Origin of the sequence: Chlorogloeopsis sp. ULAP01, assembly GCF_030381805.1 — a bacterium.
Lineage (GTDB): Bacteria > Cyanobacteriota > Cyanobacteriia > Cyanobacteriales > Nostocaceae > Chlorogloeopsis.
Window position 1 is genome coordinate 208,192 of record NZ_JAUDRH010000011.1, and the last position, 18,676, is coordinate 226,867.

Annotated in this window: 16 protein-coding genes; 6 read left to right on the forward strand and 10 right to left on the reverse strand. The window is 40.0% G+C overall.

Features of this window, described 5'->3' with window-relative positions:
• The first annotated feature begins 229 nt into the window (after positions 1 to 229).
• Positions 230 to 1,636 (forward strand): NYN domain-containing protein, encoded by a 1,407-nt coding sequence (locus QUB80_RS22015; RefSeq protein WP_289791648.1) that lies wholly within the window; start codon positions 230 to 232, stop codon positions 1,634 to 1,636.
• 152 nt (positions 1,637 to 1,788) lie between these two features.
• Positions 1,789 to 2,490, forward strand: coding sequence for an HAD family hydrolase (locus QUB80_RS22020; protein WP_289791649.1), 702 nt, complete (start codon positions 1,789 to 1,791; stop codon positions 2,488 to 2,490).
• A gap of 93 nt (positions 2,491 to 2,583) precedes the next feature.
• Here the strand turns inward: QUB80_RS22020 and QUB80_RS22025 are convergent, their stop codons facing one another.
• On the reverse strand, positions 2,584 to 3,213 hold the full coding sequence (locus tag QUB80_RS22025) for a CPP1-like family protein (protein WP_289791650.1): 630 nt from the start codon (positions 3,211 to 3,213) through the stop codon (positions 2,584 to 2,586).
• A gap of 686 nt (positions 3,214 to 3,899) precedes the next feature.
• Here QUB80_RS22025 and QUB80_RS22030 point away from each other — a divergent pair.
• Entirely contained in the window at positions 3,900 to 4,619 is a 720-nt protein-coding gene (locus tag QUB80_RS22030) for a response regulator transcription factor (RefSeq protein WP_289791651.1), read from the forward strand.
• Between the two features lie 600 nt (positions 4,620 to 5,219).
• Here the strand turns inward: QUB80_RS22030 and QUB80_RS22035 are convergent.
• Entirely contained in the window at positions 5,220 to 5,417 is a 198-nt protein-coding gene (locus QUB80_RS22035; protein WP_289791652.1) for a DUF2811 domain-containing protein, read from the reverse strand.
• Positions 5,418 to 5,943: 526 nt separating this feature from the next.
• Here QUB80_RS22035 and QUB80_RS22040 point away from each other — a divergent pair.
• Positions 5,944 to 7,200, forward strand: a complete 1,257-nt coding sequence (locus QUB80_RS22040) for an MFS transporter (RefSeq protein ID WP_289791653.1) — start codon at positions 5,944 to 5,946, stop codon at positions 7,198 to 7,200.
• 284 nt (positions 7,201 to 7,484) lie between these two features.
• Here QUB80_RS22040 and hisIE read toward each other — a convergent pair whose 3' ends face one another.
• On the reverse strand, positions 7,485 to 8,135 hold the full coding sequence (hisIE, locus tag QUB80_RS22045; RefSeq protein WP_289791654.1) for a bifunctional phosphoribosyl-AMP cyclohydrolase/phosphoribosyl-ATP diphosphatase HisIE: 651 nt from the start codon (positions 8,133 to 8,135) through the stop codon (positions 7,485 to 7,487).
• A gap of 139 nt (positions 8,136 to 8,274) precedes the next feature.
• Complete coding sequence (locus QUB80_RS22050) at positions 8,275 to 8,463, reverse strand: ChaB family protein (protein WP_289791655.1); 189 nt, start codon at positions 8,461 to 8,463, stop codon at positions 8,275 to 8,277.
• A 108-nt stretch (positions 8,464 to 8,571) separates the two neighbouring features.
• Here QUB80_RS22050 and hemL point away from each other — a divergent pair, with 108 nt between their 5' ends.
• The gene (hemL, locus tag QUB80_RS22055) at positions 8,572 to 9,870 is read left to right on the forward strand and encodes a glutamate-1-semialdehyde 2,1-aminomutase (RefSeq protein WP_289791656.1); all 1,299 of its coding nucleotides are present in this window, start codon (positions 8,572 to 8,574) and stop codon (positions 9,868 to 9,870) included.
• Positions 9,871 to 10,002: 132 nt separating this feature from the next.
• Here hemL and QUB80_RS22060 read toward each other — a convergent pair whose 3' ends face one another.
• Complete coding sequence (locus tag QUB80_RS22060) at positions 10,003 to 10,164, reverse strand: metallothionein (protein ID WP_289791657.1); 162 nt, start codon at positions 10,162 to 10,164, stop codon at positions 10,003 to 10,005.
• A 305-nt stretch (positions 10,165 to 10,469) separates the two neighbouring features.
• Between QUB80_RS22060 and QUB80_RS22065 the strand changes: the two genes are divergently transcribed.
• On the forward strand, positions 10,470 to 12,077 hold the full coding sequence (locus tag QUB80_RS22065) for a serine/threonine-protein kinase (protein WP_289791658.1): 1,608 nt from the start codon (positions 10,470 to 10,472) through the stop codon (positions 12,075 to 12,077).
• Between the two features lie 275 nt (positions 12,078 to 12,352).
• Here QUB80_RS22065 and recA read toward each other — a convergent pair whose 3' ends face one another.
• The 5 genes from recA to nuoB form a co-directional block, all read right to left on the reverse strand.
• Entirely contained in the window at positions 12,353 to 13,429 is a 1,077-nt protein-coding gene (gene recA / locus QUB80_RS22070; protein WP_289791659.1) for a recombinase RecA, read from the reverse strand.
• Between the two features lie 257 nt (positions 13,430 to 13,686).
• Positions 13,687 to 14,643, reverse strand: a complete 957-nt coding sequence (locus tag QUB80_RS22075; RefSeq protein WP_289791660.1) for a lysophospholipid acyltransferase family protein — start codon at positions 14,641 to 14,643, stop codon at positions 13,687 to 13,689.
• Between the two features lie 447 nt (positions 14,644 to 15,090).
• Entirely contained in the window at positions 15,091 to 15,729 is a 639-nt protein-coding gene (locus tag QUB80_RS22080) for a Coq4 family protein (protein ID WP_289791661.1), read from the reverse strand.
• Between the two features lie 263 nt (positions 15,730 to 15,992).
• Complete coding sequence (locus QUB80_RS22085) at positions 15,993 to 17,294, reverse strand: alpha/beta hydrolase family protein (protein ID WP_289791662.1); 1,302 nt, start codon at positions 17,292 to 17,294, stop codon at positions 15,993 to 15,995.
• A 195-nt stretch (positions 17,295 to 17,489) separates the two neighbouring features.
• The gene (gene nuoB, locus QUB80_RS22090; RefSeq protein WP_289791663.1) at positions 17,490 to 18,182 is read right to left on the reverse strand and encodes an NADH-quinone oxidoreductase subunit NuoB; all 693 of its coding nucleotides are present in this window, start codon (positions 18,180 to 18,182) and stop codon (positions 17,490 to 17,492) included.
• Positions 18,183 to 18,676: the final 494 nt, after the last annotated feature.

An 18,676-nucleotide genomic window follows, 5' to 3' on the forward strand; every position in this document is an offset into this window, starting at 1 on the left:
GCGCGATCGCAATTGATGAAGAAATCGGGTTGTCAGGATGTAGCTTAGTCAATTATTAGCCATCCAAACGGTCAGTTCGTGCATCTTACCAGAGAATAAGCCAAAATTAATGTTGCTTTTCCTCAGCAGTTTTACTGATCCCAAATCATTGGTTATCTAGGTATAAATTTGTAAATCACCATCTTTGGTGATCGTCTGAGCGAGGATGCCTTACTGTTGTATTTGAGCTATGCCCAATGATAACCTTTCACCTAGTAGCAATGATAATGCCTTTGTTAGTAAAATCAGCTACTACCTTCACCAAGCAATTATTACCATTCAAGAACAGCAACCTGAATTATTGCTAGAGAAGTATAGAAATATAAACTGGCATAGTAGTCGCAATCAATCTGCATTGAGTTTAAAACTAACAAACTTACTCAGCCAAACTCAAGACCAAAATACATTACTTCAAAATTTACAGTGGTTTCTCAAAGCTCTTTTTACTCCCGAATCTTTCAATTCACCTATATTAATAAAATTTTTAGAGACAATTCGGCAATTATCTTCTCCAGATTATGAATCAAATGTCTCATCTCATTCTCTAGAAGTAGATTTATCAAAGAAAGTTTTAACAGCAATTACTGCTGTATCAAAACAGCAAACTGGCATGGCAATTTTACTTCTAGATGCAGAAAATATTCAACTCAATTCCGAAACTGAAAAGTTTTTAACCACAGTTTGTCATTATCCTCTGCAAGTAAAAATTGCTTTTGCTAATTGGTGCAGCATGGGTAAACAAGATGTTGAATTCCATCAACGCAGCTATGATTTAATTCATGTACCTGCTGGTAAAGATAATGCCGATGGTAAAATGATAGCCTTCGGCTCATCTATTCACGAACGTTACCCACAAGTTCAAGAAGTTTTAGTCTGTTCCTCAGACAAAGTGATGACTAATCTATGCAATCGTTTACAGCAAAATGGATTAACAGTTTATCAGGTTAGTCAGCAAGGTACTAATCTCAAAATCTTGAACAGTAACACTGGTGAAACTCATACTCGTAGCATATTAGAACTACCTGATTTTGAGAAATTTATTAAACAAATTCAAGGCATAATTGTATCTGAGGAAAAACGCACTTCTAATCAATGGTTTAAGTTATCTCAAATAGCCCAAATATACGAGCGTAAATATAAACTTGACATTAATGAAGTTGCATCCTATCACTATCCAGGTAAAACAGCAAAGGATGTTTTGATTAAATATCAATCTGATGTTGTTATCTACCAACCCGTAGAAAATTTAGAAGCATATGTAGCTTTATTTAGAAAACCTCAACTCAATAATTTAAATAGCAATAATTCTACGCTGAAAAAAGAGGTTACTTCTAAAGTAGATTTAGAAAAGGCATTAGTTGCTATAATTTCTGTCCTAATGAGTAAATTTCCCAACAACTATGTTCCTATAGAAATTTTAGGTAGCCATTTTAATAAACAATATGGTTTAGGAGTTAATAAAATGCTGGGAAACTTGGGTTTAACCCGTAATTTCCGAGCTTTTTTAGTAAATGATTGCAATTGTTTCGATGTTCACAGAATAGGCGATCGCTGGCAAGTGGCTTTAAGAGAAGTTCTTGTCACAACCAAAAACTAAAGGCTTGCATACGTCGCTATCCTCAATAGCAAACCCATCCACAATTGTCAAATTAGTAATCTAAAACGCACCTATCAAATATTTAAAACTGAAACACACTGAGAACAGTAATATCTAGGTTAGTCTGTAAATAAATATTACGTTTTAGAAAAATGTTAAGGATTATTACAGATTTTGACGGCCCTATTATAGATGTTTCAGAACGATATTACCGTGTTTATCGATTCTGTTTAGAGAGAACTCGACGTCCAAACCAAAAAGTACGAGAACTCTCGAAAGCAGAATTTTGGCAAATGAAGCGATCGCGTGTTGCCGAAAAACAAATTGGTATGATCTCTGGTTTAGATGAACTTCAGGCACAAGCATTTTCCCAACTGCGGCGGCAAACAGTACATACAGAACCTTACTTTGAGTACGATCGCCTTGCTAATGGTGCTGTAGATGCACTGTTAAAAATTCAACAGGCTGGCGTTGATTTAGCAGTAATGACTATGCGGCGAGTGCGAGAACTAGATTATGCTTTCAAAAAGTATGATTTAGGTAGATTTTTCCCAGAAAATCGCTGTTACTGCTTGAGTAACGATTATGTTAAAACCCGCGATATTGATGACAAGCCTTTATTAATGGCACGTGCATTAAGCGAACTACCATCCGCCACAGACACATACATGATTGGTGATACTGAAGCCGATATCACAGCCGCTAAAAAGCACGGCATCAAGGTAATTGCCATAGAAAGTGGCATTCGCGATCGGGTACAACTAAAGTTTTATCAACCCGATATGATTGTTCAAGATCTTAGCGTAGCTGTTAATCTCATCCTAGAGGAAGCACTGCAACCAGTTAGAGGTTAGGGGCTAGGGGCTAGAGGCTAGAATATTGAAAATTTTGTATTCTGCATTTTCAATGGATCTGTTCCTAGCCTCCTGTCCTTAATTCCTAAGCTCTTAGCGCAAAAAGCTAGTAATTAACCACAACAATATAAATGTCACTACAGTAGAAAACTGATTTTGCGTTAAAGGAATCAGTTGTTGTACTTGTGGTATAACCCAATTAGCAACCAATCCTCCAGCAATCAAACCTATTATCAAACCGCTCAGAGTGAATAAAACCGCTCGACCAAACTTACCTTCCTTACGGTTGATAAAGTAAATACTAATACCTACTCCAACTACCAACGCCAACTGTAAAACCTGATCCGCTCCAGTTGGGTAAAATATACTGATAGCACTCAAACCCAGATACCAAGCTCCAGGTAACAATACATCTGCTGATGTAGGTTTATCTAGTATTCTTTGCAGCCATGCAGGTGACTGCTCGCGAGGGGCTGGACTTTCTTTAGGAGGTGCTTGTACGAGACGCTCTGGAAAACGGATGCGTTCAGGCACTTTAATCTTACCTTCTTGGCGCAACCGTAAACGATCCATTAAAACTGCATCATAGGCAGCTTCGATCATTTCTAGACGTTTAGCATCGCCACTGTATTGTTGTAAGAGGCGATTGCGAACATCCTGGATTTCATCGAAGCTAACGTCTTCTGGTACCCCAAGTTTTTCGTAGGGATTTTGCTCACTCATGGGAATTTATTTGTCTAGCCTAAAAGTCGGCAGCAGTCTTTTGTTGTAAAAATAATAAATTTAAGTTTTATCTTTGGTGATAACCAATGTTTGAGTCGATGTTACATCCTATCTGTATAGTAACAGGGGTAAGCATAATCGACATGAGAAATTTAACTATAGACACTTTAACACAAGGTAAGAACTCCGTGTATCCCCTCATGCCGTTCCCAATTTAGAGCTTTACTCTAGAACTTGAGCTAAAAATACCTACAAGGCTTTTTTATGAAAAAATTATGTTTTTCTGTTTCAGATTTAGCTGTTGACTTTGCCTCAAATCGGTTTTACTCAAAAAGCTTCAGAATTTATCATTCCACTGAGTCACTTGTAGATTTAAAATAAAAGCGTTTGAATTACTTAAGTAATAGGGGTAAAAAATCTCCTGATTTACTTAAACTTTAGCGGTGCGAGTATAGCATCTGCACACTGGACACAGGGTTAACAATTCCTATACCTAAACTGATTAAAGTGGCATTATGTAAATTAATCGCGCTTTAGTTGCTGAAATTCCAGATTAAACTAGTATTTTAGATAATCAGGGAATTTTTAACTCAACCTTGTAAATTTTGATTTCCTGTCAAACGGAAACTGCGTTTTTGACGCAATCTGTACGTTAATCCTATAAATTTTTGTGCAAAGTGATGGTCATGGCTCCTGCCAAGATTCTTGTAGTTGATGACGACCCTGCGGTTCGGAATTTAATCCAACGCTTTTTGATAAAGCAGAACTACCAGGTGGAGGCTGCCGAAGATGGAAAGACAGCCTTAGCTCTGTTTGAGCAGTTTAATCCCGATTTGGTAATTTTAGATGTCAATTTACCAGACGTAATTGGGTTTAACCTCTGTCAAGAGATGCAAAGCCGTAATGGTGTTTTTGTTCTCATGCTGACTAGTCGTGCAGACGAAGCTGACAAGATTCGCGGCTTCTCTAAAGGTGCTGATGATTATCTCACCAAGCCTTTTGGTTTGGGAGAACTAGAAGTTAGAGTAGCGGCTATTTTACGGCGTCAACGAATTGTAACCACAGCAGAACAAAAACGCCTTGTTTTTGAAAAGCTGATGATTGATCCTGTAAGGCGAGAAGTAACTCTCAACAGTCAACCTGTACCCTTAACGGCTTTGGAATTCGACTTATTACATTTTTTAGCTAGCCATCCGGGTAGAGTGTGGCGTAGAGCAGAACTGATCCAAGAAGTGTGGGATTATGAATATGTCGGTGACCAACGAGTTGTAGATGTACACATCGGTCAAATTCGTAAGAAGATAGAAATTGATGCCAGTCAGCCAGCACTAATTCAAACCGTTCGTGGTGTTGGTTATAAATTTGAGTGTCCGACTGCTCCCTCCCAACATCCGGACAAATCGTAATAGTCGATCATTAAATCTCAACAGAAATCCAAGTGTATGGCGAGTAACTCTGCAGACAGCCGATGAAATGTGAATAATTACGAATTTTTTGGGATAGTTTTTCATCCTGTAGACAGCCATTGATTGGAGATAGCTTTATTAACCCTCCTTCATCGAGATTTAGTAAAAACAAACAGCAAGCGGCAATAGTCGCCGCTTAAATCCAAATTTCTGATTTTTTTGCTAGAGATACTTTGAGCTTAACTTTATAGGTTGTTATTAGGTTTCATTCAATGGTTCTATAAAAACACCTAGTAACTGTCAAAAGATTTCTATAGTTAGCTTTTATATTAAATAAGGTCTTTACGAGCAAAACAATTTTTTGATATTTGTGACTGAAATATTAAAAATTGGCTAGAAACTTGAGAATATAATCAAGTTTGCTTGTATTTTCAACTCCAGTAGTTCTTGTGAGTCTTGGAAATCTGGTTATGGGGTACGGTATATACCATGCCGTACCCTAATGGGGCATTAAACAAAATAGCTCCATAATATGGAAGCACCTACAAATATGGTGCATAGGTGAGCAATTAGGCATGAATCGAGGCAGCGTATTTAGGCTTAACAATGATGAAATAAAGTTTCCAAATATACGCGAGCAGCACGGCGATCGCTATCTCCATTTTGCAGTAAAAACAACGACAGCGCTGCTGTCAAAACTCGGTTTTGATCCCAATCAGGATGCTTTTCTAAATAAATTTTGAGCGATTCGTGCAGGGTTTCAGGAATTTCTGTAAAGATGCTTACTGTTGCGTTCATGAGATTTTTCTCCTTTACAGGCTATTAATAGGGAATTTTCGCTTGCAGTCAAAGCCTCTAGGGAAGACAAAGTTATTTTGTCTTCTCATCAATCTGCTGTGGCAAAAAGTGGGGTTATTACACGCATACAAGTGCAGACTATAAAGGCAAGCCGCCTTATTGTGCGTCAAAAGGGGGTGGTGTTGTCAATGCTGCGAAATATTAAGACATAGTTTATAAAGAATATATATTTACGGAATTATAAGCTTTTTAGGCAGTTTTTTGTAACATAACTTAACTAAAACTCAGTTTTGTCAACCCTTAATTGCTATAAACACAAAATCCCCAGTAATACGGCAAGAGCTTGTGACATCAACAAGTGGCTGTGGAAAACTGCAAAAGTGCTTGTGGAAACTCTGTGGAATCAGTGAGGAAAATTTCAGGAAATGATAAGAATTACAAAATGATAAAAATTACAAAATAAGTGTTAGGGGAGTGGTGGAGATGGGAAAGACAAGGAAGAACTTTCTCCTTGCCAAGGAAATTTGTGTCTAAATCCCAAATATTTTCATGGTTTTCCCTTATCCATCGCCAAGTTTGGATCTTGATGTTTGGTCGGTTCCTCTCAACGATTGGCACTGGTTTAACACTGTTTTATGCTCCCATCTTTTTTGTCAATCAAATTGGTTTATCAGCGACTTCGGTTGGTTTTGCTTTGGGTTGCGCCTCAATTTCAGGGGTAGTAGGACGGATTTTAAGCGGTTCTTTAGCTGATTCTCCTCAAATAGGACGCCGCAATACTTTATTGTTAGCAACAGCAATTTCAGCATTGGCTTGTTTCGTTTTGGCTACAACCCACAATTTTTTTATTCTGATTATCGGTCAGTTGATTAGTGGCTTAGGGGTTGGTTTATACTGGCCTGCAACTGAAGCAGTTGTTGCCGATCTAACACCACCTGAAAATAGTCATGAATCTTTTGCCCTTACCCGGCTAGCAGACAACTTAGGATTGGGGATGGGAATTATCTGCGGAGGATTTTTAGTCAGTACAACTGGCAATTTTCGCACCCTATTTATTATTGATGCTGTTTCATTCATCGTATTTTTTGCGGTGGTTTATGTAGCGATCGCAGAAACTTATCAATCACAATCAACCCAACAAGAATTATCTGCGCAGATTAAGGTTTGGATCTGGGCATTAGGCGATCGCCGATTTCTTACTTATATTGCAGTCAATATTATCTTCACAATTTATATTTCTCAATTGCACACTACCCTTCCCCTCTACCTCAAAAATTTTGTGCCAGTTGGATTTTCTGCAACAGGATTTACAGCAAGTACCATTAGTACCCTTTTCGCTTGGCACTTGATAGTTGCTATTTTCGGACAGTTACCAGCTGTTAGTTTGGTCAAACACTTTTTTTACCCCCAAGCGCTTGCAATTTCAGCTATTTTGTGGGCGATCGGATTTAGTTGTATCTGGTTTACTGGTTTGTGTACTACTGGGCATCTATATTGGGCGACTTTAGCATTAGGAGTATTAGCAACTGCTGTAATCTGCTACACACCCTCAGCTTATTCTCTAGTCACCTATTTGGCACCTGCATCCAGGCGAGGGGTTTATTTCTCCATCAACTCCCTATGCTGGGCAATTGGTTATTTTATTGGCCCTTTGCTTGGAGGTTGGGCATTAGATCAATCACAATTATTAGTAAATTACTTCTGGCTGGGGTTAGCCTTGAGTGTTTTCATCGTTCTGGCTATTTTGCTGTATCTGAATCGGATATTGCTTCCTAGTCAATAGCTTCCGTTTACAAATACAAGAGTGGAAAACATATCTTGAAGATATCTTCACCCCTGCCTGCCTTACTTCGGCAATATTGTAAGCAACAGGTGTAGGGTATATGGGATGTCGCTTAATTTTGCTCACTAAACGTAACTAGGCTGAAACTTGGGAAAGCATTGATTGAGGCTCTGCCTGATGAAGAGAAGGCGGAGCCTCGCAGTTTTCATCACCATGAAGAGCATGGTAATGAGAAACACCCTACACCTTAATTTTGGTCACCAAACATAAACTTACTTTTTTCTCTAGCGGCGACGCTCTTGCAATTTTCGGTACACAGATTTCAAATCAACTTGATGATGAGCAAGAGCAACGAGAGTATGATACAGCAAATCTGCGACTTCAGAGGTGATCGCATCAGCGTCGTCATCCTTACATGCCATTACCACTTCCGCACTTTCTTCACCAATCTTTTTCAAAATTTTGTTATCACCACCTGCAAATAATTTGCAGGTATAGGAACTGTCATTTGGGTGATCGCGGCGATCGCAAATGATTTCAAACAATTGCGATAAGGTATCACCAGGTGGTGGAGCAATTTTTCCGTCTACTTGATGAAAACAACTGCGCTCACCAGTATGGCAAGCGATATCTCCCACCTGCTCAACTCCGATTAGCAGTGCGTCACTGTCACAGTCATAACGAAGACTTCGCACTTTTTGAATATGACCAGAAGTCGCACCTTTGTGCCAAAATTCCTGACGAGAACGACTCCAAAACCAAGTTTCTCCTGTTTCCAAAGTCTTTTGTAGTGATTCCCGATTCATCCACGCCATCATCAAAACAGCGCCATCCAGATAGTCTTGGACAATTGCTGGAACAAGACCGCGTTCATCGTAGCGAATTTTATCAACAGGGATAGCGTGGTTTTGTGAATTATTTGCAGAAAAAAACATACCAGCTGCTTTCAAAATAGCGAGAATGATTCATGGGTTCACGATACCATTCTATCTATGCCAGTCGGCACATAATTTTAGAACTAATAAGTAATTTCCTAAATTTATAATCTAATTTAACGTTATTTAAAATTCAGACTTAAACATCAGAACTCTTATGTATGACAGCCTGCATCTTCACAGCACTCAAAGCTACCTTATGAGCTTTTGCCTCTTCACCATACCAATCGATTGCCGAGTTATAGGCAGCCCGGTAAACATCTTGGTAAGTATCGGATAAGCCACTGCGAATTTCAGCAGGCAAGTCTTGATTTGACTTGTATAACATATTGTTATTTTCTTGGTTCAGGTAATTTTATACGATAGAAGTTCTGAGAAGAGTTGACTCCTATCTTAGGATATAGCTTTTTACTTCCCACTCTTTTAGGAGAGAACCTTGGTAAATACAACGATTAAAACTACCAAATCACAAGAAATCTTCGCCGCTGCTCAAAACCTAATGCCAGGAGGGGTAAGTTCCCCAGTTCGCGCCTTCAAATCTGTGGGAGGACAACCGATTGTTTTCGACCACGTCAAAGGCGCATACATTTGGGATGTAGATGGCAATCAGTATATTGACTATGTAGGAACTTGGGGCCCAGCTATTTGCGGTCATGCCCATCCCGAAGTCATTACGGCACTGCATGAAGCTTTGGAGAAAGGCACCAGCTTTGGCGCACCTTGCCTGCTGGAAAATGTCTTAGCTGAAATGGTCATTGATGCTGTACCTAGCATCGAAATGGTAAGATTTGTGAATTCAGGCACCGAAGCTTGTATGGCAGTGCTAAGGCTGATCAGAGCCTTCACTGGGCGTGACAAAGTGATTAAGTTTGAGGGTTGCTATCACGGTCACGCTGATATGTTTTTAGTGAAGGCAGGCTCCGGTGTTGCTACCCTTGGTTTGCCCGATTCCCCTGGAGTACCTAAATCAGTAACCAGTAATACCCTGACTGCACCTTTCAACGATTTGGAAGCTGTGAAAGCTTTATTTGAGGAGAACCGCGACCAAATCGCTGGAGTTATTCTTGAGCCTGTTGTAGGTAATGCTGGTTTTATTCCTCCTGATGCTGGCTTTTTAGAAGGGTTACGAGAACTTACCCACGAACATGGGGCGTTGCTGGTATTTGACGAGGTGATGACAGGCTTTCGTATTGCCTATGGTGGTGCTCAGGAAAAATTTGGCATTACTCCCGATCTCACAACCTTGGGTAAGATTATCGGTGGCGGTTTGCCTGTAGGAGCTTATGGCGGTCGTCGGGATATTATGTCTATGGTTGCTCCTGCTGGCCCAATGTATCAAGCAGGAACTCTTTCTGGTAATCCTTTGGCAATGACTGCGGGAATTAAAACGCTAGAATTGCTGCAAAAACCGGGTACCTACGAGTATCTAGATCAAATTACTAAAAAGTTAGCAGATGGTTTGTTGCAAATTGCTCAACAAACAGGTCACGCTGCTTGTGGTGGTCAGATTAGTGCTATGTTTGGTTTGTTCTTTGCATCTGGCCCTATCCATAACTACGAAGACGCCAAAAAATCGGATTTGGGCAAGTTTGCTCGCTTCCATCGTGGGATGCTAGAGCGTGGTATTTACCTGGCACCGTCGCAGTTTGAAGCTGGATTTACCTCTTTAGCTCATACCGAGGAAGATATTGAGCAAACTCTAGAAGCGGCAAGGGATGTAATGTCCAATTTGTAATGCAATCATGACATTTTTTAACTAGGCAATCTAGGAAATTACTAATAAATTCCCTAGTTAGCCTGTAAAAATAGCAACCCTGTCCATTAATGGACGGGGTTGAAAATTTATCAGGGTAAACATGGGAAGTGCTTAACAACCACAGCCACCGTGACCACAACCTTTCATTGTTTTATGACCTTCAGCACAAGCTTCAGAGCAATAATATTTACCCTCTTTTTGAATTGCATCTTCTAGAGAAACAATACACAAGCAAGATTCACAAGCACATTTCATTTGGGTGACGGTTGTCATAATTTTCTCCTCTTCTTCCTGTTATTAACCTACAACATTTGAACAATTATTCATATATTTAATTAATAAAATTTAAAAGTACCTAGCAATTTAGTATCTACTTAGTATCGCCATCGCCTTTGGTTTCGAGAAAAATACGGGAAATTACGTGAGTTTACGATTGCTTTACGCAACACGAGCCTAACTTTAGCAACTCTTCAAAGCATTTCCAGCGAAAATTACCTGGTGAAAGTAACTTTTGATTTCAATAATTGGATCAGGGTGTAGAGCTACCCGTAATTTTTCGTGCAGCGAGTTGACAGCGCATGAGCTACTGCTTAAATCCTAACTGTCCGAATCCAGAAAATCTAGCTTATAGCGATAGGTGTCAGTCTTGTGGCTCACAACTACTGTTGCGCGATCGCTATCGGGTACAGAAAGCTTTAGGACAAGGTGGCTTTGGGGCAACCTTTCTTGCCTTTGATGAAGCCTTACCAGGCGAACCGAGTTGTGTGATTAAGCAATTACGTCCGTCGGGAACCACACCCCACGTTTTGCAAATGGCACGCGAACTGTTTGAGCGAGAAGCTGTAACTTTGGGCAAGATTGGCAATCACCCCCAAGTACCTAGATTGCTAGATTACTTTGAAGAACATCAACAATTTTACTTAGTTCAGGAATACATTAGTGGTCCCACTTTACAGCAAGAGGTCAAACAAACTGGAATTCTTAGTGAAGCCGGAGTTAAGCAATTCTTAAGTGAGATCCTGCCATTACTGCAATATATACACGAGCATAAGGTGATCCATCGTGATATTAAGCCAGCCAACATCATTCGCCGCGCTCAAGATAGTAGATTAGTTCTCATAGACTTTGGAGCTGTCAAAAATCAAGTTACCCAAGCAACAGTCAATCAATCAGAACAAACGGCATTAACTGCATATGCGATTGGAACACCTGGGTTTGCACCCCCAGAGCAAATGGCAATGCGACCGGTCTATGCTAGTGATATTTATGCTTTAGGGGTAACGTGTATTTATTTACTAACTGGTAAATCTCCTAAAGATTTGGAATACAATCCCACAACAGGCGAGCTGATTTGGGAATCTCATGTGCAAGTAAGCGATCACCTCGTAGAGGTACTGCGGAAAATGCTGGAGATATCAGTACGCAATCGCTATAAAACATCCGAAGAAGTACTTAGAGCACTAGATCTCGAACCATACCTGGAAAGTTTATCAAAAAGTATGATGGTTCAATCTTCTGGAGATGCTAAAGACCAAATAAATCAATATCCGGAAGATTCTGGCAACTCTTGTGCTAATGTTTCTGGTTTAAGTGTGGCACAGATAGCAGCAGCAATTCGCGCTAGACGAGCTAAAGCAACGGAAGGTACTGGTATTGTGCATATGGGGAAGACGCAGCAACGAGTTGTAACGACAAAAACGTCAACTTTGGCTAGCAAGTGCAATGATTCCCAACAGCAAAAGTCTAAAGTCATGCGACAGTTAGATAACCAAAGCCTACTGACAGCTTATCTCAAAGGTAGACGGGATTTTGCCCTTCACAATTTAAGTCTAATTAATTTGCAAGGTGCGAATTTATCAGAAATAAATTTCCATTCTTCTCAATTGGAAAGAGCTAATCTCCAAGGAACTAATCTCCACAGTAGTGATTTTGGGCAAGCTAGTCTCAATAGAGCTAATCTTAAGGATGCAAATTTAAGCAAAGCTTTTCTTGGTAATGCCGATTTAGAAGGAGCAGATCTACGAGGTGCAGATCTCAGCTATGCTTATCTCCAGAATGCTAACCTTCGAGGAGCTAATTTGTGTGGTGCTAATCTTACTGGTGCAAAACTTTCTGAAGAACAACTAGCACTGGCAAAGATAAATTGGATGACAGTACGCCCGAATGGTAAGCGAGGTTTGTTATGATACTTCTCCTCTGCTTGTGACTTAAAAAAGCCAGAGGACAGAAGGAATAAATAGGGACTAGAGGATGGGGCTTAGGGCAATGCCCAATTCCTTATTCGCGCTTGCCCAAACTAAATACCCAATCCCCAATACCCTTTTGGTGTATGCAGTTCATGAAGGCTACCTAACTAAAGGTAGCCAAACCTTACAATGTGTACGGTAGTTGCTACAATGTCGGGAACCCTCCGAAGTTCTGAATATCTCTTTGTATTTACAACTGACAAAACAATAAGGTTTTATTCTTCTTCAGAATAATCCTCAATATCTTCTTCATCTTCGCTTGTCTTTCTGACAGAATTAGCAGAAACAACAGCTCCCATTTCTAATTTTTCCCGTACTAATTGCTTAATTTGTTCGGCAAATTCTGCTTTTTCTTCTAGATACTTAATCGCGTTATCTCGACCTTGAGAAATATTATCACCGTTGTAGCTATACCAAGCTCCCTTTCGTGTAAGTATGCCAGTTTCCTCTGCCAAGTCAACAAGACAACCTAAGGTAGAGATACCCTTACCAAAAATAATGTCAAATTCTGCAATTCTAAAAGGTGGTGCGACTTTATTTTTAGCGACTTTGACTTTGACGCGGTTACCAAATTCCTCCGAGCCTTTTTTAAGGGTTTGAATCCGGCGAATATCCAAGCGTACAGAAGCGTAATATTTTAAGGCGTTACCACCAGTAGTTGTTTCTGGGTTGCCATAAGTAACACCAATTTTTTGCCGCAACTGGTTGAGAAAAATAACTGTGCAACCAGATTTACCAATGTTGCCAGTAATTTTACGTAGAGCTTGACTCATTAATCTTGCTTGAAGACCAACGTGAGCATCACCCATTTCGCCTTCAATTTCCGCACGGGGAACTAGTGCTGCCACTGAGTCAACGACTACAATGTCAACCGCAGCAGAGCGCACAAGCTGATCAACAATTTCTAAAGCTGCTTCTCCAGTATCTGGTTGGGAAACTAGCAAATTTTCGATATCAACACCCAAAGCTCCAGCGTAGGTAGGATCTAAGGCATGTTCTGCATCTACATAAGCAGCAATGCCACCATTTTTTTGCACTTCTGCGACTGCATGTAGCGCGAGTGTCGTCTTACCGGAACTTTCCGGCCCATAAATTTCAATTACCCGTCCTTTGGGCAAACCACCGCCTAATGCCAGATCGAGAGTCAGCGCCCCACTGGGAATGGTTTCTACTCGCATCCGGGTGGCATCACCCAAGCGCATGATTGTTCCTTTGCCAAAAGTACGCTCTATTTGGTTGAGTACCATATTAAGCGCTTTTTGCTTGCCAGCATTTTCAGTATTAACAGCCATTCCTACCTCTATCTATACGGATTTAGGGAGTTTTGCGTGGGAAGTTTTAATAGAACAGATATACTATTTTGACATTTTATTGCCGCTAACCGCTACATAGTTTAGCGCGGGCTTGCCAACATTGCTATCAGACATAATGCTTGTCTGGAGGGGTTTATATATAGTTCCATAGATACCCTTGGATTATACTCTACTGAATCTCTTCAGGCTCTTGGAATTGGGGAAGCCGGAAATAAGATTTCACACTTACTTAAGAGTCACCAAAACATATGATTGAGAAAGTGATGTAAAAACTTTGGTTCTTCTGGTTCTCGGTAGTCTTTGGGCAAAAGTTCGATTAGTGCTGCTTCTAATTCATCAGTGGCTTTTTGTGATTCTTGTGCTTTTGGACGGTTAGCTTGGGGAAATACTAATGGTTTGCCAATACGTACTGTTAATTTTTTACGAAAATACAAGTCTTGAGTCCCAATGAGTGCTATGGGTAAAATCGGTACTCCAGAACGCAAAGCGTAAATTGCAGCACCACGTTTGAGAGGTACAGACAACTGCCCTTCAATATTGCCAAGTCTTCCCTCAGGAAACAAAATAATTCCCTCACCACGAGCAAAAATGTTTTGGGCAATGCGATCTACACGTCGTAAAGTTTCTATCGAGTTACCTTGAGGAACATATTTTTCAATATTTGTTGCTAATTCAGCCAAATCGTCTCGCCCTGCCTTTGCAGCTTCAATGACAGCTATTTCTTCTTTCCAGATACGTTCTATAGGTATGACTCCTTTTGCAAGTCTAAGAAATTGGCGCTTCCACCATTGGTTATAAAGTGTGCGAGCGTCACCTAAGATGTGATAGTAAGGATGCGCTGGTAGCTCCGACAGCAAAAGAAATGGATCTATGTGGTTAAGATGATTCGCTACAACCAAAGCTGGGGTTGTGGGAATTAGTTCTGGAAACTCTAAATTGACTTGAAATAAGGCGTGAATTAAACTTCGTAGTACTCTGCGTCGAACTTCACCGCTAATTTTGCGTTCTGATCCACCCTCAATAACTGCTTCTTGTGACAATAGTGCTTGACGGATCATCTCATTGGCATGGCGATCGCGTGCATAGGCAACACCGTCTATTGCCCTGTTGATTGTTTCTTCGGTGACTGGTGGCAAGAGTGATGCTTGTGTTTCACTTTGCTGTGGTTGGGGTATTAGGGGACTTTTCGACATAGGCTTGATTGGCAACTTCGCAAAGCCAATGATTGAATATAGTAGTTGTTTTAAATGTAATTTGAAGCTTGCCCAGGTAGTAACTTCATGTAGGCAGTTAATTCAATGTCTGGAGTAATTCATCTGCACAAGGCAAGTATGACAGCAATATATGTATGTTTATAGTAGACAGTTCATTAAATGTCACAATCTAATTGATTTCAAGCAGGTATCTGGATTGCTTATCATAACTCAATAAAAAAGCTCCCTTGCCTTTAGCACACAAGAGAGCGGCGGTGTGGTGTGAGGAGCATAATTGAACTTTTGCTTTCAGCAATCTTACCAGACTTAGCTAAAAAAGTGTAAATTAAATTATCATCAAATCATGAAAAATTTTTATCAACAAGCAATTTGTCTCTGATTTGATTGCTAGTAAAGAAGCGATCGCAATCTTACCCAGGGTGATTGTCAACTGACTGTACTCAATGGCTGTGAAATCGATGAAATTTGCGGTAATTTTAATCTTTTCCTAATCTCTTCAATCGATTCTTCCCAGTGTTCTTCAAAACGATACCCTAATAAAAATTCTGCTTTTTTACCTAATTCTTGTCCTTTTTTCAAATTTCCAAAAATTGCTTTGATTTGCCAAGGAGCGAGAATAGGATAAAGCAACTTGGCAAACCACAAACTAATTTTTAATGATTTGCTATAGTTTTGCTCGGCAGCAAAAGCAAGAACACCTATTTCTCCAGCGTAACTAGTATCAAAGCCTAACAAAACATGAAAAATATCATGCGTAACTACATATCGAAGCGCAAATGTATTGCGTTTGGCTACATCCTCTAGTTCAGAACTAATTTTCAGTGGCTTGAGGTTATTTTCTCTCATGTGATTTGCATATTGTCGTCCAAAAGTATTTTGGGGATATTGGCTTAATTTTTCTAAATCAATTGGAGGATGGTATCCTACCACCTGTTGCAATTTAGATGCAACAATAGGATTAATTTTAGCACCAAAAAAATCAGATTTGAGAATAGCAAAATCTCCTAAGTTATCAGAGGTTTTATAATTTATAAGTGTTTTGATTTTCTGGAAAATATTTAACATACATATCTTTTTATTAACTAATAATTTCTTTTAAAAATGAACATATGTTTTGTAGAGTTAAATCCTGATAGACATTCACATGATTCATATAGCAATTCTAAATAACATAGTAGCTCTTTCATTTCTCTTTTCTTCTTTTCTTTGCGCTCTTTGCGGTTTATTAAAAATAAATACACAACTCAAATAGGATTGCTAAAGTAAACCTTCTTAAATATTTACTATGAACTCCCAACCATCCACTTCATCAAATTCCTATGCTGCCGCTACTTGCGAGATTCAATCAGTACTTCCGGATATTCAGGTGAAGCCTTCTTAAGCAAAGGTTTACTCTTATTTTTTAGATACTGGTCGAAGAATGCTAATGTGTAGGCACTGATAATGTTGGCTGCTCGTTCAGGTTCAATTGAACCGATCGCTTGCTTAATTTGCGATTCTACTTGAGTTGTCGAATACGCTGAAAATGCAGGCAGGATTAACCCACAATCCGTAAATGTGGTGTGTTTGCTGCCCTTTATAGTTAGCCTGTAAGCGTTATTTTTTTGGCGTTGATAAAACAATCGCAACGCATCATCTGCGCCATCATGAGATATCCCTAGAAAAGGGCGATTCAAACTGTCTTTATTTCCAATGCTCAGAAGCCTACCATAACTACCACCGTCTATATTGATGCCTGCTTGTAAGCGGCGATCGCGCCACATCGCCTCAATTGCCGTATCTCCACCTAAAGAATGTCCAAAAATACCGACTCGACTTAAATCTAAACGTTGTGTAAAAAGTCTTTGCGGATCTTTGACATTGAGGCGGTTTAATTCATTCAGCACAAAAATAATATCCTTTGCCCTGATTGCAACTGCCTGATTAAAAGTTCTTTGTTCGGTTTGTTTATTAGCAGATGAAAAATTAAACACGGAAGATTGAGTAATCACCTGCCCATCTGGAAACAAAACTGGTACTTCATAGGTGGGATTGACTGCAACAACGATATAACCGTAACTAGCAAGCTGCTCAAGCTGTGTTGTGTATAACTTAGGCGTTGCTCCAAAACCAGGTGAGAAAATTACAACTGGATATCGTTTTGATGCATTGGCAAGCTCTGCTTTTGGAACAGCATTTGTTTGAATAGTGCGAGTGACTAACTCAACAAATTGTTCTGGCGACACACCAAAATTTGCTCCCATACCATCAGCAGTCGCGAGAGCAAAGCCTTCATCAATATAGGGAATTGTTTTAGCTGCTGGTTTACTTTTAGCAGGATACCAAATATAGACAATCAACTCTCGACGATCCGTGGCTCGTGGAGTTGTAACTGGCTTTTGTGTCCGTAAGTTGTAAATCTCTGAACTATAGGTTTCTTTGCGAGAGGAATCAACCAAATAGTAAGTAGTTGCACCTACTGAATAAGTACCACTGGGAGCGGGCAATCGGAAACTTGAAGCTTGTTCTGTAGGTTTTGTTAGAATTGGCGATCGCTGGGCTGAGAATGTTTCAACTTTTGCCAACAGAGGATTAGCTCCCGCAATAGCGATCGCACCAAGGATGATAACGGCTCCACAAAAAGTCTTCATCTGGTGGTTTTAGATTTTAGGGCTTGTGACTGTACAATCCAGTCTTTGTTCCGACTGTAATGCGATCGCATCCCACCAAAAAATTTCCAACCACACTTCAATATTTTAGGACTTACGCAAAATCTCTCTCAAATCCTCTTGACTCCGTGCCTGGAGCAGTTTATTATTCCATAACTCGCGCGTAAGTTCTGATTTTTATGCTTCCTTGGTAACAGTTTCTTGTTGTAACAAAGGCAATGGCAATCCCACTGCTTCTATTAACTCCTTGGGTGGAGCCTCTCTTTGGGGACTTTTCAAATATTGCCCATCGTTAATTGGAGGTACTACCTTCATTTGGTGATAAATACTGTGGTAACGGTGAGTTTGTTGACTTACCTGCCGCTCTTGGATACTTTCATTAGCAATTTTTTTACGCAGCTTAATTATTCCATCAATCACTGCCTCTGGTCTAGGTGGACATCCTGGTATATAGACATCGACAGGTATTAACTTATCTACACCACGAACAGCCGTGGGAGAATCAACACTAAACATCCCACCCGTAATTGTGCAAGCTCCCATTGCCATGACATACTTAGGTTCTGCCATTTGCTCGTAGATTCGCACCAAAGTAGGAGCATATTTCATCGTCACAGTACCTGCGGTAATAATTAAATCTGCTTGCCTGGGAGTAGTACGGGGAATCATCCCAAATCGCTCCATGTCGAAGCGAGAAGCATAAGCAGACATAAACTCAATAAAACAGCAAGCTGTGCCAAACATCAAAGGATACAAACTGGACATTTTCGCCCAGTTGTAGAGGTCATCTACAGTAGTTAAAATAATGTTTTCAGATAATTGTTGCGTTACTTGTGGACGTTCTATGGGATTGATGATTGTGTCAGTCATCGTTTGAGTCTCCAAAAGTTGGAAAAAGGCAGAAGGGAATTAGGACACGGAGACACGGGGAAAAGGAGTTGAGGAAGTGATAAGAGTAAATTCTTCCCCATCCTCCCCATCTTCCCTATCTCCCTCATCTGTTCCTTTCCCTTATCTCCCCATCTCCCCCTCTCCCACTCCTCTGCTGATAGCTCTAGTTTCTGACGTTTTTTGGAGACGTGCCAGTAAAGATAAAGGTTTTAAGGTGCTAACTTAAGTTGGATATTTCGCTTATGCAAGTAAGCCTAGCCGCTTGCCGTTATCGTGAGCTAAACGAATCAGATATTGGTGAGCAGGGCGATTAATGGTGTTAAGCTATAAGTTAACTTTTGTTACATACAAGCAACTAAAAGGTCTGCAATCTTTGGAAATACAGACAAAATCGAAATTAGCAGTGGTTAGGTTGTATAAAATTTAGGGCAAGTTCATACCTTGCCTTAAAACCAATAAAATTAATATCAACT